Below are 19,381 nucleotides of genomic sequence, written 5' to 3'. Positions count from 1 at the left end.
GGCGTGGCCGTCGGCAGTGCGGGGGACGCCGCGGTGTACACGCTGCTGGCGGCGCCGACGCTGAGCGCGGTGCCGGCGGAGCCGATCTACGCCAGCCAGGCCGAAGTGGGCTGGCAACCGGTCAAGGGGGCAATCGGCTACCTGGTTCGCGTGACGCGCGACCCCGAGCGTACCGAAGCCGTCTTCGCCGCCACGGTCACGCCGGCGGCCGCTGCGCTGACCGGATTGCCCGATGGCCCGGCCTATCTCGAGGTGCGCGCCATCGACCGGAACCGCATTCCGGGCAACGCAGCGATCGCGCCGCTGACGGTTCGGCTCAATCCGCCGGCGCCCTATACGGTCGAGCCGGCGCCGCGCAGCACGGTGCACGGCACCGTGGCCGAGCTGCAATGGGCGGCGGTCGACGGCGCCGCCGAATACCGCTTCGAGATCGCCTCCGACGCCGATTTCGGCACGCTGGCCGCGCACGGCAACACCCGCGAGGCAGGCACGCAGCAGACGCTGGCGCCAGGCAACTGGTGGTGGCGTGTGCGCTCGATCGATGCCAAGGGGCAGGCGGGCCCGTGGAGCGCCCCGGTGGCGTTCCGCCTGCTGCCGCCGGCGCCGGGCGTCAGCGTCGTCGAGGACAACGGCGGCGCGCTGCGCGTGCGCTGGGGCGCCGCGCAGCAGCCCGAGGCCTTCGCGCCGCTGGCCTACCGCGTGCAGCTGGCCGACGAGCCGGGTTTTGCCCGGCCCCTGCAGGATCAGCGCATCGAGTCGGACACCGCGGCGCTGCCGCGTCCGCCGGCCGGCGTCTACTACGTGCGGGTCGCCCGCATCGAGCGCGATGGCAGCGAGTCGCCGTTCTCGGCGCCGCAACGCATCGAAGTCCACGAGCATCTGCGCGACGGCACGGGGGCTCCGATCGGTACTGCCAGCGGCAGTGTGCGCCGTGGCGGGTAGCCGCATTCGCCTGCCCCAATTGCGCACCCAGCTGCGCACGGCCGCGGGCAGCGGCCTGATTGCCGGCTTTCATCGGCGCACGCTGATCGAATGGCTGGTACTGACGATGCTGGTGATGGTGCTGGCCGCGGTGCGCGCGGATTTCGGCGCGAGCCAGCGGCTGGACCTGGCCGTCTACGACATCGGCATCGCCGCGCAGCAGCACGCGCCGCGCGACGACATCCTGATCGTCTCGATCGACGATGAGTCGCTGTCTGCGGTCGGGCGCTGGCCGTGGCGGCGTTCGCTGCTGGCGGGGCTGGTCGATCGGCTGGCCGACGGCGGCGCGCGCGTGATCGGGCTCGATGTGCTGCTGGTCGAGCCGGACTGGCGCCATCCCGAGGACGACGAGGCGCTGGCGGTCAGCATGGCGCGCGCCGGCAACGTGGTCATTCCCGCGCTGGCCGAGCCGGTGCGCGACGGCTATCGCCTCAGCTATCCGCTGCCCGCGCTCGGCGCCGACGTCGGCCATATCAATATCGCCACCGACGTCGACGGGCTCGCCCGCCATCTCTATCTGCAGGAGGGCTTGCCGGGACAGATGCTCGACCATTTCGTCGTGCGCCTGGTGCAGTTCGGGCAGCCGCAGCGGCCGCTGGACAGCTACCGGCAGGTGCCGGTCGACGAGACGCTCGCCGGCGAATGGCATCGCCGCCATCGCCTCGGTATCCCCTTCGCCGGACCGATCGGCACCTTCCGCACGGTGTCGGCGATCGATGTGCTCAGCGGCGCAATTCCGCCCGAGCTGTTCCGCGACAAGCTGGTGCTGGTCGGCGCGGGCGCGACGGGGCTGGGCGACATGTTCTCCGCGCCGCTGTCGAAGAACGGTGCCGGCATCAGCGGCGTCGAGCTGCTGGCGAACGCCGCGCAGGCGCTGCTCGACAACAACGGCATCGTGCCGGTGCAGCGCGCCTGGTACTGGGCGCTGACGCTGCTGCCGGTGCTGCTCGCCTGCCTGGCAGCGCTGTTGATGTCGCCGCGCGACGCGCTGCTGGTCAGCGCCGCGGTGATCGTCGGCCTGTTCGCCGCCAGCGTGGCGCTGATGCATTTCGAGCGGCTGTGGTTTTCGCCGGTGCCGGCGATCCTGGCCTGCCTGGTGTTCTATCCGCTGTGGAGCTGGCGGCGGCAGGAATCGGCGCTGACCTTCCTGTCGGCCGAAGTGGCGCGGCTCGAACGCGAGCCGGCGCTGCCGGGCGGCAAGAGCGCGCCGCCGCTGGCCGGCGGCACGCTGGACACGCGCATGAGCGCGCTGTACCGGATGATCACGCGGCAGCGCGACCTGCGCCGCCTGCTGTCCGACGGGCTGGAGAACCTGCCCGATGCCACCGTGATCTGCGATGCCGACGGCAGCATCCTGCTGGCCAATGCCGGCGCGGTGGCGCTGTCGCCGCGGCTGCTGTCCTCGCTCAATGCCGAGGGCGGGGCGCGGCCCTTGCTCGATACGCTGGTCGCCGACATCTTCGCGCCGCCTCAAGGCGGGCTCGATTACTGGGATCGGCTCAGGCGCGCCGCCGACAACGGCGCGGCGCCGACGCGCGCCGAGCGCGCCGGCGTCGAGCTGCAGACGCACGACCAGCGCGCGATGCTGTTGCGCGGTGCGCCGCTGCGCGGCAACGCGGGCGAGGTCGCCGGTTTCAGCATCAGCTTCATCGACATCACGCAGGTGCGGCTGGCCGAGCGCCAGCGCGAGGAAACGCTGCGCTTCATCTCGCACGACATGCGTTCGCCGCAGGCGTCGATCCTGGCGCTGGTCGAACTGCAGGCCGACCCGGCGCGCGCGCTCGAGCCGCCGGTGCTGCTCGAACGGATCCGCCACCACGCCGGCCGCACGCTGGCGCTGGCCGACGACTTCATCCAGCTCGCGCGCGCCGAATCGCAGCATCTGCGCTTTGCCGAGGTCGACCTGACCACGGTGCTGATGGACGCCGCCGATTCGCTGTGGGCGCTGGCGCAGGCGCGCCGCGTGACCGTCGCGGTGCAGACCGGCAACGAGGAGATGATGCTGTACGGCGAAGCGGCGCTGCTGATGCGCGCCGTCTCCAACCTGATCGACAACGCGGTCAAGTACAGCCCGCCGGGCGGCACCGTCACCGTGCGCGCCGGCCGCGTGCGGCACGACGACGGCAGCGATGGCGGTCTGATGGTGTCGGTCTCCGACCAGGGGCCCGGCATCGCGCCCGAGGAGCAGGCCCGCCTGTTCCAGCCGTTCAGCCGGCTGCAGGAGGAGGGCCGTCCGGTGCGCGAAGGCAGCGGTCTGGGGCTGCTGTTCGTCAAGACGGTGATCGAGCGGCACGGCGGCCATGTCGGCGTCGACAGCGCGCCGGGCCGCGGCACGACCTTTACGATCGCGCTGCCGGGCTGAGTGAAAGTTCTTCCCCCACATGTAAGAATCGCGCCGCCCGGTGCCACCGAAGGGAGACTTCGCGACGCACGACCGCCTGCCGTCCCCGTGGAACAGCGCTTGCATTCCCGCCCCATGCGGCGCGACTGGCGTGCCGCTCTTCCCTGGGGAGCCCGCGATGAAAGCCCTTTGCTGGCACGGCAAGCACGATATCCGCTACGACACCGTTCCCGATCCCGTGATCGAGCACCCGCGCGACGCCATCATCCGCGTCAGCAGCTGCGCGATCTGCGGCTCGGACCTGCACCTGTATGACGGCTTCGTGCCCGGCATGGAGCACGGCGACATCATGGGCCACGAGTTCATGGGCGAGGTCGTCGAGGTCGGCGCGGAAAACCGCCGGCTGCGCGTCGGCGACCGCGTGGTGGTGCCGTTCACCATCATCTGCGGCGAATGCGATCAATGCCGGCGTGGCAATTTCTCGGTGTGCGAGCGCACCAATCGCAACAAGGACGCGGCCGACAAGATGTTCGGCCATACCACCGCCGGGCTGTTCGGCTACACCCATCTGACCGGCGGCTATGCGGGCGGGCAGGCCGAATACGTGCGCGTGCCCTATGCCGACGTGGCGCCGGTCAAGGTGCCGGCCGAGCTCAGCGACGAACAGGTGCTGTTTCTCGGCGACATCCTGCCGACCGGCTGGCAGGCCGCGGCGCAATGCGACATCCAGCCCGACGACATCGTCGCGATCTGGGGCGCGGGACCGGTTGGCCAGTTCTGCATCCTGTCGGCGCTGCTGATGGGGGCGAAGCAGGTGGTGGTGATCGACCGCGTGCCCGAGCGCCTGCGCATGGCGCAGCAGCTCGGCCCCGACCGCGTGACGCTGGTCGATTTCGAAAACCAGAGCGTGCTGGAGGCGCTCAACGAGATCACGCAGGGCAAGGGGCCGGACAAGTGCATCGACGCGGTCGGGCTCGAGGCGCATGCGACGCGCTCGCTCGATTCGATCTACGACCGCGTCAAGCAGGCCGTGATGCTGGAAACCGACCGGCCGCACGTGCTGCGCGAGATGATCTATGTCTGCCGGCCGGGCGGCATCGTATCGATTCCGGGCGTCTACGGCGGACTGGTGGACAAGATCCCGATGGGCGCGCTGATGAACAAGGGCCTGACGATCCGTACCGGCCAGACCCACGTCAACCGATGGACCGACGATCTGCTCCAGCGCATCATCGACCGGCAGATCGACCCGACCTTCGTGATCTCGCATCGCGTCACGCTGGCGGAAGGGCCGTCGATGTACGAGACCTTCCGCGACAAGCACGACGGCTGCATCAAGGTGGTGATGACGCCGGCTTGAGCTTGCGCATGCTATTGCGCTTGGTGTCGCGGTCGGTGTCGCGCTTCACATCGCGCTTCACATCGCGCGTGGCGTCCCGCTTCCCCGCCGACGGCCAGCCTCCACCGCCCGGCGCCGCGCCGTCGCCGAACACCTCGCGGTGCCAGTCCCGCGTGACGTCCTCCAGCAGCGCAAGAAAGCGCTCCAGCGCGGGCAGCGCATGCTCGCGCCGCACGGTCGCATGCAGGTCGGCGTCGAGCCCGCGCGCGGCCAGCGGCACGTAGCTGACATCGTCGCGCCGCGTGGCCGACAGCGAGGCCGGCAGCACGCTGACGCCGACGCCGGCGCCCACCAGCCCCAGCACCGTCTCCGGGTCGATCGACTCGTGCATCACGCGCGGCTCGAAGCCCGCGCGCAGGCAGGCGGCCAGCACATTGCGGATCATCGGGCTTTGCATGTTCAGCAGCACGAAGGCGTCGCCGGACAGCTGCCGCAGCGAGACACGTGGCGCGCCGGCCAGCGGATGGTCGGCCGCCATTGCCACCATCAACGGCTGCGCATAGACCAGGATCGAGCGCAGGTCGCTGCGCGCCGCCGCGCTGCACGAAAACCCCACGTCGATGCGCCCGCGCGCCAGCGCCTCGTACTGCTGGTCCGGCAGCAGCTCGTGCAGCGTCCATTCGACGCCCGGATTGCGCAGCTGGAACTGGCGCAGCGTCAGCGGCAACGGGCCGTACATCACCGAGTTGATGATGCCGATGCGCAGATAGCCCTCCAGCCCTTCGGCGACGCGCCGCACCTGCCGTTCCACCGATTCGCAGTCGTCGACGATGCGGCGCGCCCGCGTCAGCAGCGCCTCGCCGGCCCGCGTCAGCCGCGCGCCATGCCGGCCGCGCTCGAACAGCGTGACCCGCAGCGCGCCCTCCAGCGACTTGATCTGCTGGCTCAGCGGCGGCTGCGAGATATGCAGCCGCTCGGCGGCGCGGCTGTAGTTGCCTTCCTCGGCGACCGCGATGAAATAGCGCAGCTGGCGGAGATCCATATGCGATCCGTATGGATTGGATTCCGAAATCATATTTCACATATGGTTGGGCGACACCTAGGCTTTCCCTGATCCGTCCACGCCAGAGGGGCGGCCGAGGAGACCACGATGACCACCAAGCTCGATGTCAATGGCGCCCGCCGTCGGGTGGACGCCCCCGCGGATACGCCGCTGCTGTGGGTGTTGCGCGACCAGCTGGACCTGACCGGCACCAAGTACGGCTGCGGCATGGGCCTGTGCGGCGCGTGCACCGTCCATGTCGACGGACAGGCCGTGCGCGCCTGCCAGACCCCGTTGTCCAGCGTCGCCGGCAAGCGCGTGACGACCATCGAGGGGCTGGGCAAACCCGATGCATTGCACGTGCTGCAGCGCGCGTGGCAGGCCGAGGACGTGCCGCAATGCGGCTACTGCCAGTCGGGGCAGCTGATGTCCGCCGCCGCGCTGCTGGCGCGGAAGCCGAAGCCCAGCGACAGCGATATCGATGCGGCGATGGCGGGCAATATCTGCCGCTGCGGCACCTATGACCGGATCCGGCGCGCGATCCATCGCGCCGCGGCCGAACTGCGCAGCGGGAGGCCGGCATGAAGCGGCGCGACTTCCTGATGAGCGGGGCGGCGCTGGCCGGCGGCCTGATGCTGGAGCTGAGCGCCGGCGGCGTGTGCGCGGCAGGCGCCGCCGCCGGGGCATCGTCCTCGGGCGCCCCCGCCGATGGCGCCGCCTTCGCCCCCAACGCCTGGGTCCGCATCACGCCGCAAGGCGAGGTGCTGCTGGTCGTGCACAAGTTCGACAGCGGCACGGGCGTCAAGAATGCACTCGGGCTGATGCTGGCCGAGGAGCTCGATGCCGACTGGTCGCGCGTGCGCGTGGTGCAGCCGGACGATCCGCTGGCGCAGGTCTACATCCATCCGCTGTGGGGCATGCACGCGACCGGCGGCAGCACCAGCGTGCCGCTCGAATGGACCACGCTGCGGCGCGCCGGCGCCACCGCGCGCGCGATGCTGGTCGCCGAGGCCGCGCAGCGCTGGCGGGTCGATCCGGCCAGTTGCCGCACGAGCAACGGCATGGTGATCGATGCCGCCGGCTCGCGGCGGCTCGGCTACGGCGATCTCGCCGAAGGCGCGGCACGGCAGCCGGTGCCGAAGGAAGTCGCGCTCAAGCGCCCGGCGGATTTCGTGCTGATCGGCAAGGAGCGCAGCAGCTATCGCGTCGTCGACAAGCTGACCGGCCGCGCGCAGTACGCGGTCGATATCAAGCTGCCCGGCATGCTGACCGCGATCGTGGTCCATCCGCCGGTGATCAATGCAAGCGTGGTGTCGTTCAATGCGGCCGAGGTCAAGGCGATGCCCGGCGTGCGCGATGTGTTCGCGACCGAGATTCCCGCGGCGATCGCGCATTTCCGTCCCGGCATGGGCCCGGCGGTACCGGACAACGGCGCCTGCCAGCCCGGCGTGGCCATCGTCGCCGACCACTTCTGGGCCGCGCAGCGCGCGCGCCAGGCGTTGAAGGTCCAGTGGGGCGACAGCGACATGGCGGACTTCAGCGCCGAGGGTGCGCTGCGCGAGCTGGCCCGGCATGTCGACGATGCCGGCCTCAAGAGCAAGGTCAAGGGCGATGCCGCGGCGGCTTTCGAAAGAGCCGACAAGGTCGTCGAAGGCGTCTACACGATGCCCTACAAGGCCCACGCGCAGATGGAACCGCTGAGCGTGGTGGCGTGGGTGCACGACGGCATCGTCGAATACTGGGGCGGCATCCAGGTGCCGTCGCGCTGCGCGCAGGCGGCGCAGACCATCGCCGGCGTGCCGGCCGACAAGGTCAGGATCCATCTGACCGAGGCCGGCGGCAGCTTCGGCGCGCGCGAGGGCATGCACCAGATACTCGAGGCCACCTGTATCTCGCGGCGCGTCGGCAAGCCAGTCAAGCTGATCTACAGCCGCGAGGACGATATGCGCGGCCTGTTCTACCAGACCGCCAGCGTGCACAAGGCGCGCGCCGCGCTCGATCGCGACGGCGGCATCGCCGCCTTCAGCCTGCGCGCGGTGACGCCGTCGATCAAGGAACCCGACGACCCCGGCTTCCTTGCCAAGGTGCCGGTCGATCCGAGCTGCACCGAGGCGATGCGCGACGACTTCTACTACGACATCGGCACGCTCGACCTGGCGTGGGTGCGGGTCGAGCCGAAGCTGCCGATCTGGTGGTGGCGCGCGGTCAGCTACGTGCCCAACGTCTTCGCGATCGAGAGCCTGATCGACGAAGCCGCGCACGCGGCGGGGCAGGATCCGCTCGCCTATCGCCGCCGCCTGCTGCGCGAGCGGCCCGAGCATCTGGCGGTGCTCGACCGTGCCGCGGCGCTGGCCGGCTGGTCGCGGGCTTCGGCGCCCGGCCGCGGACTCGGCATCGCGACCTATCAGGGCTACAAGAGCTATATCGCGGTGGTCGCGGAGGTCGAGGTCAAGGAGCGCGCGATCACGGTGCACAGGCTCAGTTGCGTGGTCGACTGCGGGCTGGCGGTCGATCCCAGCTCGGTGCGGCAGCAACTGGCGGGCGGGCTGTACTGGGGCGTGTCGACGGCGATGATGAACGAGGTGCCGATCGACCACGGCACCGTGCGCATCAGCAACTACCACGACTATCCGGTGGTGCGCATCACCGATGCGCCGCGGCTGGACATCGAGCTGATGCCGCCGTCGGGCAGGGCGCCCAGCGGCGTCGGCGAACTGTCCAATCCGCCGGTGGTCCCGGCGATCGGCAACGCGATCTTCGCGGCGACCGGCAAGCGCCTGCGCGCGACGCCGTTCCGCTTCGCCTGAACCGCGAACGATGAGCACGGTGGCGGGCGTCGTTTCGACGGCCGCCGCTGCCGTGCGTCGGACCGGCGCGCCCCCCATGCGGCATCCCACGCTATGCCGGCACCGGCGCCGCCGCGGCACGCCGGCACGACCACGACAACAAGCACAACAAGCACAACAAGCACAACAACCACAGCGAGAACTGGAAGGAGACACCCCCATGAAAGCGCAACACAACGCGGTGCGTGACACCGTGCCGCCGGCGCGCGCGCCCGTCGATGCGGTACCCGCCACCGGGCCGCTGCTGATGCTGGGCTTCCAGCATGTGCTGGTGATGTATGTCGGCGCGATCGCGGTGCCGATGATCATCGCCACCGCGCTGAAGCTGCCGAAGGAAGCGGTGGCCGTGCTGATCAACGCCGACCTGTTCACCTGCGGCATCGCGACCATCCTGCAATCGGCTGGCTTCTGGCGCATCGGCGTGCGGATGCCGGTGATGCAGGGCGTGGCCTTCAGCGCGATCCCGCCGATCCTGGTGATCGCCACCAATCCCGGCCTCGGGCTGCCGGCCGTGATCGGCGCGGTGATGGCGGGCGGTCTGTTGACGATGCTGATTTCGCCGGTATTTGGCAGGCTGGTGCGCTTCTTCCCGCCGATCGTCGGCGGCTCCATCGTGATGGTGGTCGGGCTGTCGCTGTTCCCGGTCGGCGTCAACTGGATCGGTGGCGGCAAGGGCGCGCCGGACTTCGGCGCGCCGCACAACCTGGCGCTGGCCGGCTTCGTCTTTGCGCTGATCCTGGCGATCAACCGCTGGCTCAAGGGCTTCTGGACCAACGTCTCGGTGCTGCTGGCGCTGGCGGCCGGCATGCTGGTGGCGATCCCTTTCGGCATGGTCGACTTCGCCGGTGTCGCCGAGGCGCCGATGGTGGACGTGATCCGGCCGTTCTACTTCGGCTGGCCCGTGTTCGATCCGCTCGCGGTCGCCACCATCGTGGTCGTGATGGTGATCATCATGATCGAGTCGATGGGCCTGTTCCTGGCCACCGGCGACGTGGTCGGCAAGACCCTGACGCCGCGCGAGATGACCGACGGCCTGCGCGCCAACGGCCTGGCCAGCGTGATCGGCGGCGCGCTGAACGGCTTTCCGTACACGATCTACAGCCAGAACATCGGGCTGCTGGTGGTGACCGGCGTCAAGAGCCGCTGGGTGGTGGTGGCGGCCGGCGTGATCCTGTGCGTGCTGGGGCTGTTTCCCAAGATGGCGACCGTGGTGGCCTCGGTGCCGCTGCCCGCGCTCGGCGGCGCGGCGCTGTTCATGTTCGGCGTGGTCACCGCGGCGGGCGTGCGCACGCTGGGGCGAGTCGATTTCGAATCGCAGCGGCACAACGTCTACATCGTCGCGGCGACGCTGGCGATCTCGCTGCTGCCGACCTTCGCCCCCACGCTGTTCCACCATCTGCCCAGGTGGCTGCAGCCGCTGATGCACAGCAGTATCCTGCTGGCCTGCGTGCTGTCGGTGCTGCTGAACCTGCTGTTCAACGGCGTGCCGCGCGGCGACCCGCATGCGGCGCCGCGGGGAAGCGCGCAAGGAGACGCGCAAGGAAGCACGCAGGGAAACGGGCAGGGAAGCGGGCAGGGAACGGATGAGGCGCTGCAGCCCAGCCGCTGAACGGCGACGGGAACACCGGGAGGGGTCGTCCCCGTGCACGCGGGGACGACCGAAATACCGCTGAAGGGATTCAGTCCCAGGCGGGGGCGATGCCTTCCGGATTGGCCAGCCGCTCGCCGCGATCGAGCGTGGCGATCTTCGCCATCTCGTCGTCGGTCAGGCGCAGCTGCTGCGCCTGCAGATTGCTGGCGAGGTTCTCGCGCTTCGTCGACGACGGGATCACCGCGAAGCCCTGCTGCAGCGCCCAGGCCAGCGCCACCTGGGCGGGCGTGGCGCCATGCACCTGCGCGATGGCCTGGACCGCCGGGTCCTGCACCACCTTGCCGTAGGCCAGCGTCATGTACGAGGTCAGGTGGATGCCCTGGCCGCGCGCATAGTCGACCAGCTTGCGGTTCTGCAGATACGGGTGGATCTCGATCTGGTTGGTCGCGATCTCGCTGGCGCCGACCGCATCGATGGCCTGGCCCAGCAGCGACACCGTGAAGTTCGACACGCCGATCAGCCGCGTCAGACCCTGCGCCTTGGCCTCGGCCAGCGCGGCCATGTATTCGGGCAGCGGCACCGCGCCGTTCGGCGACGGCCAGTGGATCAGCGTCAGGTCGACCTGCTCGGTGCGCAGCTTTGCCAGGCTGTCCTTCAGGCTCGGGATCAGCTTGTCGCCGGCCAGGTTGTCGGTCCAGATCTTGGTGGTGAGAAACAGGTCCTTGCGCGCGACGCCGCTTTCGGCGATGGCCTGGCCGATCTCGGCCTCGTTGCCGTAGATCTGCGCGGTATCGATCAGCCGATAGCCGACCGACAGGGCGTTCTTGACCGAGTCGATCACGGTCTGGCCGGTCAGGCGGAAGGTGCCGAGGCCGAAGGCGGGAATGGTCTGCGTCATGGTGAGCTCCAGGAATTCGGGGTCAGGATTGCGGATTCCGGGCATTGTCGGGCGGAACGCGCGGAGGAAACAGCCCCGGACCGTCAAATGACTGTTGCCTGCCGATCAAGGGTGGCGGGCTTGATGTCAGGCCGCTGCGGTCCCTTGGAGCGGGACCGCTGCGCTGGCGAGGCGATTCCTCTCCCGCGTGCGGCGCTTGCGGGGGAGGGAAGGGGCGGCACCGACGCTGCAGTGGTATGCCAGGACTGCGCAATCACACCCGCACGTCGTCATGGTCCGTCGACACCGCCAGCGCGCGCCATGCCGACAGTTCCGCTTCGACCTTGCGGTGCTTCTCCGCGATCCGTGCCACCGTGTCCGAGCCCAGCGGCAGCCGCACCGGCGGCGTCTCGCTGTCGGCCAGCGCCAGCAGCGCGGCGGCCAGCTTGACCGGATCGCCCGGCTGCTGGTGGTTGGCAGCGGCCATGTGGCCACGCATCGCGCCGACGGTCTCGGCGTAGGCGCCGATCTCCGAGCGCACGCGCACCAGCGAGCTGTCGTCGAGGAAGTCGGTGCGGAAGAAGCCCGGCTCGACCACGGTGGCGCGCACGCCCAGCGGCGCGAGTTCCGCGTCCAGCGCCTCGGTCAGGCCCTCCACCGCGAACTTGGTCGCGCCATAGACGCCCCAGCCGGGATAGGCCGCATAGCCGCCGATCGACGAGATATTGATCACGTGGCCACTGCGCTGGCGGCGCATCTGCGGCAGCACCGCGCGGGTTACGGCCAGCACGCCGAACACATTGGTGGCGAACTGCTGCTCGACTTCCTTTGCCGAGGCTTCTTCCACCGCGCCGAGCAGGCCGTAGCCGGCGTTGTTGACCAGCACGTCGATGCGGCCGAAGCGCGCGACCGCGGCCTCGGCGGCCGCGATGGCCTGCGCTTCGCTGGTGACGTCCAGCGCCACGCTCAGCAGGTTTGCATGCTCGCCCACTGCGGCGGCGATGGTTTCCGGACGGCGCGCGGTGGCGACGACGCGGTCGCCGCGGGCCAGCGCGGCACGCGTCAGCTCCAGGCCGAAGCCGCGCGAGGCGCCGGTGATGAACCAGACTTTGCTGTCGTTGGCGGCGAAGGTGGGGGTAATGGTGGCGGACATGGTGATTCTCCTTGGAGGAATGCTGCGTTGGTTCAGGGGTGGGATGGCGGGTGCCATGGAGAGCAATGTAGGCTCACCGATCAAGCAGCACAATGCGATGTAATGGGGCTTCAATAACAACCATTGGTTGTCTATCCGAAGGCACCATTTCGATTGAGCAAACCTCAACCGTATGGCAGACTCGGCGCCATGGACAAACTGCCCCCACTGAACGCGCTGCGCGCCTTCGAGGCCGCCGGCCGGCACCTGAGCATCACGGCTGCCGCCGAGGAGCTGCATGTCACGCCCGGTGCCGTCAGCCGCCAGATCCGCGGACTGGAGGAAGGGCTCGGCGTGCAGTTGCTGCACCGTGGGCATCGGCAGATTTCGCTGACCAGCGCCGGCGAGGACTACTACCGTGCCGTCACGCGGGCGATGGATGACCTGCGCGAGGCCACTACCCGTTTGAGCAAGCGGGCGAAGCGCAAGCAGCTGAAGGTCCGCGCCTATACCACCTTCGCGATGCGTTGGTTGATCCCGCGGCTGTCGAGCTTTCATGCGGCCAACCGCGGCATCGAAGTGCTGCTGACCGCGTCGCTCGACCCTGTCGACTTCCGCAAGGAAGACATCGACGGCGCGATCCGGCTGGGCGACGGCAAGTGGAGCGGGGCGAACGCCTACCGGCTGGTGTCGAACGTCCTGGTGCCGGTCTGCAGTCCGGGGTTGCTCGCCGAGGGGCCGAAGGTGAGGAAGCCCGCCGACCTGCGGCACCACACCCTGCTGCATTCGATTGCCCGGCCAGACGACTGGGCACACTGGCTGCGCTTCGTGCGCGCGGATCGGGACGTCGATGCGCGCAGCGGCATGACTTACCAGAGCTCGGCGATGGCCTACGCGGCGGCCATCGAAGGGCAGGGCTTTGCGATCGCGCAGCGCTTCCTGGTTGCGGCCGACCTCGAGGCCGGCCGGCTGGTGGCGCCATTCCGGCAGACGGTGGACATGGGTGATTTCACCTACTACCTGCTGACGCCGGCCGACCGCAAGGAAAGCGCCAGCATGACGGTATTCCGGCAGTGGCTGCTGGCGCAGTTCGCGGCGCAGCAGTAAGGGCCAGGATATCGCTGCGACTCACCGACTCGCCGATTCACCGATTCACCGATTCACTACTCGCCGATTCACCGACACACGGATTCACGCCGCGGCCGCGCTGGCACGTGCTCCCGCCACAGCGTCGGCGCAGTGGATCGCACCGCTTGCCCGCAGTGCGGCAATGTCGTCCGCGCTGTAGCCCAGCTCGCGCAGCAATGCCTCGGTATGCTGGCCGCATGCGGGGGCGGGGCGGGCGGCACGCGCGTTCTCTCGCGCGCTGTTGATCGGAAACCCCGGCATGCGGATGTCGCCCAGCGCCGGATGCGCGATCCGCTGCATCATGCCGTTCGCCGCCAGCTGAGGATGCGCCAGGACGCCGTCGTAGGTCGCGACGGGCGCGCACAGGATGTCGGCCGCCTGGAGCACAGCCAGCCAGGCCTCGGTGGAACGCGTGCCGAACGCCTCGTTGAGCGCCTCGGTCATCGCCGCGCGATTCGCCACGCGCAGCGGCGACGTGGCAAAGCGCGGATCGTCGGCCAGTGCCTGCAGGCCCAGCACGTCGCACAGGCGGCGCCAGCGCTCGGGCATGTAGGCGGCCACCATGATCCAGCCGTCGGCGGTGCGGAAGGCCTGGTTCGGCGCCGAGTACGGCGCCGCGCTGCCCACCCGCTGGGGCAATTGGCCGTCGGCGCAATAGCTGGTCAACGACGACTGCTGCAGCGCCAGCGCCGCGTTGAACAGGCTGACGTCGAGATGGCCGCCCCGGTCGTCGCGGCTGCGCTGTGCCAGCTTGGCCAGAATGCCCATGCAGGCGACGTAGCCCGTCATCACGTCGACCACCGGTGCCTGCACCTTGCAGGGCTCTCCACTGGGCAGGCCGATCAGGCTCATCAGCCCGGAGTCGGCCTGCATGATGCCGTCGACCCCGGCGCGGTCCGCATACGGTCCGTCCTGCCCATAGGCCGAGATCGAGCAGTAGATCAGGCCCGGATGCGCTTCGGCCAGTCCCGCGTGGCCCAGTCCCAGCCGATCCATCACGCCGGGGCGCATGCTTTCCACCACGACGTCGGCGCCGGCGATCAGGCGCCGCGCGATCGCAACCCCCTCGCTGCTTTTGAGGTCCAGCGCCACGCCCAGCTTGTTGCGGTTGAAGCCATGGAACAGCGCGGCATCGTCGCCGATCCACCCCGGCCCCAGCCCGCGTCCCAGTTCGCCGCCGGGCGGCTCCACCTTGATGACGCGGGCGCCCATGTCGGCCAGCAGCATGGTGCAGGTCGGCCCGGCGCCGATCTGCGTGAAGTCGATCACGGTCAGGCCGTGCAGTGCGTCGCGCAACATGTCAGTTCTCCAGACGGGGGCGGGCGCGCTTGAAGGTTCCCTGCGCGGTGGCGATCAGCACGCCGGCGTCCGAGGTCAATTGCGCCGAGGCGAAGTACAGGCTGTTGCCGGCGCGGGTTACCGTGGCGGCCGCGCGAAGTCGCCCGCTGCTGGCCTTGCTGAGGTAGCAGATCGACAGCATCGCGGTCGCCGCGTGGCCCAGCGCGCCATCCGGCCCCACCGGCAGGCCGGCATAGCCGCAGGCGGCATCCAGCATCGTGGCGACCACGCCGCCCTGCACGCTGCCCTGGCGGTTCAGGTGTCGCGGCGCGAGGTCCAGCTCGAACACGCAGCGGCCATCGCCCACGCTGACGAGCCGGATGCCGAGATCGTCGAGCAGCGGATTGTCCGTCGGCGACACCGCGGCAGTCGATGTCGTCATGGTCCGATCGTTCATAGCCCCACCTTGATGCCGTTTTCCTGGATCAAGCGCTGCCAGCGCGCCATGTCCTTGCCCAGCTGCGCCTTCAGTTCCGCGGGCGACGACGCCTGCGGCTCGAAGCCTTGCCTTGCCATCTGCGCGGACACCTCCGGCGATTTGAGCGCGGCCAGCAGCGCGGCATTGATCCTGTCGACCACCGGCCTGGGGGTCTTTGCCGGAGCCAGCAGGCTGTACCACAGCTCGGCGTCGTAGCCCTTGACGCCGGCTTCGGCGAAGGTCGGCAGATCCGGCATCAGCGGCGTGCGCTTGGTCCCCGCAATGCCGAGCGCGCGCAGCCTGCCGGCCCGCACGTACTCGATGGCCGAGGCGAAGGTCGCGAAGGAGAGCTGAACCTGTCCGCCCATCAGGTCCGTGATCGAGGGGCCGGTACCGCGATAGGGCACGTGCAGCAGTTCGGTCTTGTTCAGCTTGGCAAAGACCTCGCCGGCAAGGTGCTGGGGGGTGCCGTTGCCGGGGCTGCTGTAGCTGAGCTTGCCGGGATTGGCGCGGCTGTACTGGATGAAGTCCTGCAGCGTGCGGAACGGCTGCTGGTTGTTGGCGACCAGCATGATCGGCACCGAGGCGATCCGGCCCACCGGTTCGAAATCCGCTTCGATCCTGAACGGCACCTTGATGCCGAGAAACGGGTTCATCGTGACCTGGCTGGAGGCGATCACCAGCGTGTAGCCGTCGGGCGCGGCGTGGGCCACGTAGTCTGCCCCGAGATTGCCGCCGGCGCCCGGCTTGTTCTCGATCACGATGGTCTGCCCCAGCGCCTGGCCCATCTTCGGCGCGATCAGACGCGCCAGGATATCGTTGCCGCCGCCCGGCGCGAACGGGACCACGAGCGTGATGGGCTTCTGCGTGGGGAAGGGGGCCTGCGCCGCGGCGCCGAGCGCGGTGAGCGCCAGCATGCCGGCCAGCGCGGTGCGCGCGAGGCGCGCGATGGTGGTCTTCGTTGTCATGGTCGTCTCCTGTCGGTATGTTGATTTGTTGATCTATTGGTTTGTGGGTTATCGCATTGGTTGGCAATCGGGACCCGGCGCGCCCGTCAGCGGCCGGTGTAGCGGGGTTGGCGCTTCTCGGCAAAGGCCTGGCGGCCCTCGATCCGGTCCGCGGTATCGCGCAGCGCGCCCCAGTAGAGCTCGGTCAGCTGCTGCGCATCGGCTTCGCTCAGATGGCTGGTCTGCCGCGACAGCTTCTTGACGGCCTGCACCGCCAGCGGCGCATTGGCCGCGATGCGGGCCGCAATGGCCAGCGCGCGGTCATGCAGCGCCGCCGGTGCCAGTGCCTCGGTCACCAGGCCGATGCGCATTGCCTGCGCGGCATCGATGCGCTCGCCGGTCAGCACCATCTGCATGGCATGCGCGGCCGGCACCGCCTTGAGCAGCCGATGCAGGCCGGAGACCGCCGGAATCGAGCCGACCGCGGCCTCCGGCAGGCCGAAGCTCGCCGACTCCGCCGCGATACGGACATCGCACTGCAGCGCGATCTCGAGCCCGGCACCGAGGCAGTGCCCGTTGATGGCCGCGACCAGCGGCTTGTGCAGGCCCAGATCAGTCAGGTCCATCAGCCGGATGTAGAGGCCGAGATCGGCCGCCGGCTCCGGCGCGCGAAACAGCGCCTCCGGATAGGAGGCCGGCGATGCGCGTGTGCCCTTCAGGTCCGCGCCGGCACAGAAGGCCCGCGTGCCGGCGCCGGTCAGCACCGCCACGCGCAGGTCGTCGCGATCGCGCACCGCTGACAGGTGCGCGCGCAGCTGGCGCAGCGCGGGGACGTCCAGCGCGTTCAGCGCTTCGGGCCGGTCGATGGTCAGCACCGCCACGGGTCCGTGGGTATCGAATCGTATGGTCATCGCGCGCTCCCTAGACGCTGGGGGAGGACAGGCTGCGTCCGCCGCAGACATAGAGCACCTGGCCGGTCACGTAGGACGAGCGCGGATCGAGGAAGAAGCCGACCGCGTTGGCGATGTCCTCGGCGGTGCCGATCCGCTGCACCGGCACCGATTGCTTCAGCCGTGCCTGCACGTCGGGCGCGAAGCCGCGAAACAGCGGCGTGTCGACGATGCCCGGGGCGATCGCATTGACCGTGATGCCCTTGCTGGCAAATTCGATGGCCAGCGAGCGCGTCAGGCTGACCACGCCGCCCTTGGCGGCCGAGTAGTTCGCTTGCCCGAAGCCGCCGAGCCAGGCGCGCGACGAGATATTGACGATACGTCCGTGGCCGCGCTCGACCATGCCGGGCAGCGCCGCGCGGCAGCACAGGAACTGCGAGCGCAGGTTCGTGTCGATGACCAGGTCCCAGTCGGCATCGCTCATCTTCAGGAAGCGCATGTCGCGGACCGCGCCGGCGTTGTTGACCAGATAGTCGACGCGGCCGGCGCGGGCCTGCACCTGTGCAAAGGCGTCGTTGACCGCGGCCGACTCCGTCAGGTCGGCGCTGGCGCCGAAGACCCGCAAGCCGTCGGCCGTCAGCGCGCCGACCGCGCCATCCAGCGCGGCGGCGTCCCGGTCGAGCAACGCCACGGTCAGCCCCTGTCGGGCCAGTTGCGTGGCGATGCCCAGGCCGATGCCGCGCGCGGCGCCGGTCACCACCGCGACGTGGGCGGGATCGAAGCGAGGGGTCGTGTCGGTTGCCATGTCAGACTCCCAGCAAGTGCACGGAGGAGGCGGCGTGGTCGACCCCCGCAATGCCGCCGCCGGTGCATTGGGTCAGGCCGACGCGGGCGTCCGCCACCTGCCGTTCGCCGGCGCGGCCCTGCAGCTGCCACAGGATCTCGACCATCTGCGCCACGCCGGTCGCGCCCAGCGGATGGCCCTTGGCCAGCAGTCCGCCGCTCGGATTGACCGGCACGCGGCCGCCGAGCCGGGTGGCGCCGGAGCGCAACAGCGGCACGGCCTCGCCACGGGGGGCCAGTCCCAGCGCTTCGTAGTAGAGCAGTTCCGCGATGGTAAAGGCGTCGTGCAGCTCGACGACATCGACGTCTTCCGGGCCCAGGCCCGCCTGCTGGTACGCCAGCCGCGCGGCGCGCGCGGTGATCTCCGCGTCCAGGATGTCGTCGTCGGCGCCCTCGCGCATGCCGGACACCACCACCGACGACAGCAGCTTGACGGGACGCGGCTGCGCCGGCCGCCGCGTGCCGAGCACCAGCGCAGCCGCCCCATCGACCTGCGAGGGGCAGCACTGCAGCAGCGTCAGCGGATCGGCGATCATGCGCGAGCCGAGTACCTCTTCGACCGTCGTGGTGCTGCGCTGCTGCGCATACGGATTGAGCGAGCCGTGATGGCGGTTCTTGACCGCGACCTGCGCCAGGTCGGCGGGCGAGGCGTCGCGCTCGTGCAGGAAGCGCGTGCCGCGCATCGCATAGACGGCGGGCAGCACCATGCCGGCCCGTGCGTACAAATCGGTCTTGTGGTCGTTGCGCTGCAGCGGAATGGTGCCGCCGCCGAGCGCCGTCAGTTGCTCGATGCCGACGACCAGCACCGTGTCGTACTGCCCGGCCAGCAGCGCATGCCGCGCCAGATGGACGCCGGTTGCCCCGCTGGCGCAGGCGTTCTCGACGTTATAGACCGGGATGCCCTTGAGGCCGAGATCGCGCACGATCAATTGGCCGAGGATCATGCCGCCCAGCACGTTGGCGCAGTAGACGGCCTGGATCCGGCCCGCGGGCACGTCGGCGTCGGCCAGCGCCTTCAGGATGGCCTGTTGCGCCAGTTCGGGGGCGAGTACGCCGGCATGGCGGCCGAATGGCGTCATCGCGCCGCCATGGAGATAGATGTCCTGCATCTTGCTTGCCTTCTTCGGTTGCGTTTGCGTTTGCGTTTGCGTTTGCGGTTGCGGTGGCGGTCGCGGCCGGGTCAGGGCCGGACGGCCTCGAAGACGTAGCCGAGTTCGTCATCGCGGCGCGGCACATAGCGGTCGCCGATGGCCGGACGGTCGTTGCCGGCCAGCCTTCCGAACAGCCGCACCGGACCGGTGAAGTCGACATAGCCGACCGCATAGGGCGCCAGCCCGGTCTTCGGCGCCGGATGGATGATCGTGAAGCTGTAGACCACGCCGGTGCCGGCGATGGTGACCGGGTCGTGGGCGGCGGCGAGCGGCGAGCGGTCCGGCAGCGCGGGAAAGATCCATTCGCCGGTGGCGCGCTCGCGCGAGGCAAGCAGATGGGGGATGGGTTCCGTAGTCCAGAGCGGGTCCGACACGGTTGTCTCCTATGATGGTTGGCCTTGGCGTAATGGTTGTCGCCCGCGCCGGACCCGACAAACGATATTTCCGGCGCTTTCGCTTGAGAAAATATCAAGCGAAAGCGCCGGGCAGGGGCAGGGATTGCCGTAGCGTTGAGGCC

16 protein-coding genes and 1 pseudogene are annotated in these 19,381 nt (G+C 69.6%); 7 read left to right on the top strand and 10 right to left on the bottom strand.

Features of this window, described 5'->3' with window-relative positions:
• The 3 genes and pseudogenes from AC6EI8_RS13915 to AC6EI8_RS13905 all read left to right on the top strand — a co-directional run.
• Positions 1-942 (top strand): annotated as a pseudogene (locus AC6EI8_RS13915) (histidine kinase); the annotation flags it as partial.
• Positions 932-3,343 (top strand): CHASE2 domain-containing protein, encoded by a 2,412-nt coding sequence (locus AC6EI8_RS13910; RefSeq protein ID WP_498382198.1) that lies wholly within the window; start codon positions 932-934, stop codon positions 3,341-3,343. The pseudogene AC6EI8_RS13915 and the gene AC6EI8_RS13910, both read left to right, overlap by 11 nt.
• A 157-nt stretch (positions 3,344-3,500) precedes the next feature.
• Positions 3,501-4,682 (top strand): zinc-dependent alcohol dehydrogenase, encoded by a 1,182-nt coding sequence (locus AC6EI8_RS13905; RefSeq protein ID WP_498382197.1) that lies wholly within the window; start codon positions 3,501-3,503, stop codon positions 4,680-4,682.
• On the opposite strand, the gene AC6EI8_RS13900 is transcribed toward AC6EI8_RS13905, so the two are convergent.
• Entirely contained in the window at positions 4,657-5,703 is a 1,047-nt protein-coding gene (locus AC6EI8_RS13900) for a LysR substrate-binding domain-containing protein (RefSeq protein WP_498382196.1), read from the bottom strand. The genes AC6EI8_RS13905 and AC6EI8_RS13900 overlap by 26 nt on opposite strands.
• Positions 5,704-5,811: 108 nt before the next feature.
• Here AC6EI8_RS13900 and AC6EI8_RS13895 point away from each other — a divergent pair, with 108 nt between their 5' ends.
• The 3 genes from AC6EI8_RS13895 (at position 5,812) to AC6EI8_RS13885 (ending at position 10,158) form a co-directional block, all read left to right on the top strand.
• On the top strand, positions 5,812-6,288 hold the full coding sequence (locus AC6EI8_RS13895) for a (2Fe-2S)-binding protein (protein ID WP_149316128.1): 477 nt from the start codon (positions 5,812-5,814) through the stop codon (positions 6,286-6,288).
• Positions 6,285-8,510 (top strand): xanthine dehydrogenase family protein molybdopterin-binding subunit, encoded by a 2,226-nt coding sequence (locus AC6EI8_RS13890; protein ID WP_498382195.1) that lies wholly within the window; start codon positions 6,285-6,287, stop codon positions 8,508-8,510. The genes AC6EI8_RS13895 and AC6EI8_RS13890 overlap by 4 nt, the downstream gene beginning before the upstream one ends.
• 199 nt (positions 8,511-8,709) lie before the next feature.
• Positions 8,710-10,158, top strand: coding sequence for a nucleobase:cation symporter-2 family protein (locus tag AC6EI8_RS13885; RefSeq protein ID WP_498382194.1), 1,449 nt, complete (start codon positions 8,710-8,712; stop codon positions 10,156-10,158).
• A gap of 70 nt (positions 10,159-10,228) precedes the next feature.
• On the opposite strand, the gene dkgB is transcribed toward AC6EI8_RS13885, so the two are convergent.
• A complete protein-coding gene (dkgB, locus tag AC6EI8_RS13880; RefSeq protein ID WP_498382193.1) occupies positions 10,229-11,038 on the bottom strand; it encodes a 2,5-didehydrogluconate reductase DkgB in 810 nt (269 codons plus the stop codon).
• A gap of 253 nt (positions 11,039-11,291) precedes the next feature.
• Complete coding sequence (locus AC6EI8_RS13875) at positions 11,292-12,170, bottom strand: oxidoreductase (protein ID WP_498382192.1); 879 nt, start codon at positions 12,168-12,170, stop codon at positions 11,292-11,294.
• Positions 12,171-12,359: 189 nt separating this feature from the next.
• On the opposite strand from AC6EI8_RS13875, the gene gcvA reads away from it, so the two are divergent.
• Positions 12,360-13,256, top strand: a complete 897-nt coding sequence (gcvA, locus tag AC6EI8_RS13870; RefSeq protein WP_498382191.1) for a transcriptional regulator GcvA — start codon at positions 12,360-12,362, stop codon at positions 13,254-13,256.
• An 84-nt stretch (positions 13,257-13,340) separates the two neighbouring features.
• Here gcvA and AC6EI8_RS13865 read toward each other — a convergent pair whose 3' ends face one another.
• The 7 genes from AC6EI8_RS13865 to AC6EI8_RS13835 all read right to left on the bottom strand — a co-directional run bounded on the left by AC6EI8_RS13865 (position 13,341) and on the right by AC6EI8_RS13835 (position 19,238).
• Positions 13,341-14,576: a CaiB/BaiF CoA transferase family protein gene (locus AC6EI8_RS13865; protein WP_498382190.1), complete on the bottom strand. Its 1,236-nt coding sequence runs from the start codon at positions 14,574-14,576 to the stop codon at positions 13,341-13,343.
• A 1-nt stretch (position 14,577) separates the two neighbouring features.
• Positions 14,578-14,997 (bottom strand): PaaI family thioesterase, encoded by a 420-nt coding sequence (locus tag AC6EI8_RS13860; RefSeq protein WP_498382189.1) that lies wholly within the window; start codon positions 14,995-14,997, stop codon positions 14,578-14,580.
• Positions 14,998-15,008: 11 nt separating this feature from the next.
• Complete coding sequence (locus AC6EI8_RS13855) at positions 15,009-16,001, bottom strand: tripartite tricarboxylate transporter substrate binding protein (protein ID WP_498382188.1); 993 nt, start codon at positions 15,999-16,001, stop codon at positions 15,009-15,011.
• A gap of 86 nt (positions 16,002-16,087) precedes the next feature.
• On the bottom strand, positions 16,088-16,891 hold the full coding sequence (locus tag AC6EI8_RS13850) for an enoyl-CoA hydratase/isomerase family protein (RefSeq protein ID WP_226105948.1): 804 nt from the start codon (positions 16,889-16,891) through the stop codon (positions 16,088-16,090).
• Positions 16,892-16,901: 10 nt separating this feature from the next.
• A complete protein-coding gene (locus tag AC6EI8_RS13845; protein ID WP_023263636.1) occupies positions 16,902-17,675 on the bottom strand; it encodes an SDR family oxidoreductase in 774 nt (257 codons plus the stop codon).
• Position 17,676: 1 nt separating this feature from the next.
• On the bottom strand, positions 17,677-18,822 hold the full coding sequence (locus tag AC6EI8_RS13840) for a thiolase family protein (protein ID WP_226105946.1): 1,146 nt from the start codon (positions 18,820-18,822) through the stop codon (positions 17,677-17,679).
• A gap of 71 nt (positions 18,823-18,893) precedes the next feature.
• Positions 18,894-19,238, bottom strand: a complete 345-nt coding sequence (locus AC6EI8_RS13835; protein WP_226105944.1) for a Zn-ribbon domain-containing OB-fold protein — start codon at positions 19,236-19,238, stop codon at positions 18,894-18,896.
• Positions 19,239-19,381: the final 143 nt, after the last annotated feature.

This window comes from Cupriavidus sp. R6-3, from assembly GCF_059772245.1.
This window is presented reverse-complemented; position numbering and strand designations above follow the sequence as displayed.

Excerpts from the sequence above, each read along its gene's own strand:
- AC6EI8_RS13905 (WP_498382197.1), top strand. The coding sequence starts at position 3,501 with ATGAAAGCCCTTTGCTGGCACGGCAAGCACGATATCCGCTACGACACC.
- AC6EI8_RS13900 (WP_498382196.1), bottom strand. The coding sequence starts at position 5,703 with ATGGATCTCCGCCAGCTGCGCTATTTCATCGCGGTCGCCGAGGAAGGC.
- AC6EI8_RS13895 (WP_149316128.1), top strand. The coding sequence starts at position 5,812 with ATGACCACCAAGCTCGATGTCAATGGCGCCCGCCGTCGGGTGGACGCC.
- AC6EI8_RS13890 (WP_498382195.1), top strand. The coding sequence starts at position 6,285 with ATGAAGCGGCGCGACTTCCTGATGAGCGGGGCGGCGCTGGCCGGCGGC.
- AC6EI8_RS13885 (WP_498382194.1), top strand. The coding sequence starts at position 8,710 with ATGAAAGCGCAACACAACGCGGTGCGTGACACCGTGCCGCCGGCGCGC.
- dkgB (WP_498382193.1), bottom strand. The coding sequence starts at position 11,038 with ATGACGCAGACCATTCCCGCCTTCGGCCTCGGCACCTTCCGCCTGACC.
- AC6EI8_RS13875 (WP_498382192.1), bottom strand. The coding sequence starts at position 12,170 with ATGTCCGCCACCATTACCCCCACCTTCGCCGCCAACGACAGCAAAGTC.
- gcvA (WP_498382191.1), top strand. The coding sequence starts at position 12,360 with ATGGACAAACTGCCCCCACTGAACGCGCTGCGCGCCTTCGAGGCCGCC.
- AC6EI8_RS13865 (WP_498382190.1), bottom strand. The coding sequence starts at position 14,576 with ATGTTGCGCGACGCACTGCACGGCCTGACCGTGATCGACTTCACGCAG.
- AC6EI8_RS13860 (WP_498382189.1), bottom strand. The coding sequence starts at position 14,997 with ATGACGACATCGACTGCCGCGGTGTCGCCGACGGACAATCCGCTGCTC.
- AC6EI8_RS13855 (WP_498382188.1), bottom strand. The coding sequence starts at position 16,001 with ATGACAACGAAGACCACCATCGCGCGCCTCGCGCGCACCGCGCTGGCC.
- AC6EI8_RS13850 (WP_226105948.1), bottom strand. The coding sequence starts at position 16,891 with ATGACCATACGATTCGATACCCACGGACCCGTGGCGGTGCTGACCATC.
- AC6EI8_RS13845 (WP_023263636.1), bottom strand. The coding sequence starts at position 17,675 with ATGGCAACCGACACGACCCCTCGCTTCGATCCCGCCCACGTCGCGGTG.
- AC6EI8_RS13840 (WP_226105946.1), bottom strand. The coding sequence starts at position 18,822 with ATGCAGGACATCTATCTCCATGGCGGCGCGATGACGCCATTCGGCCGC.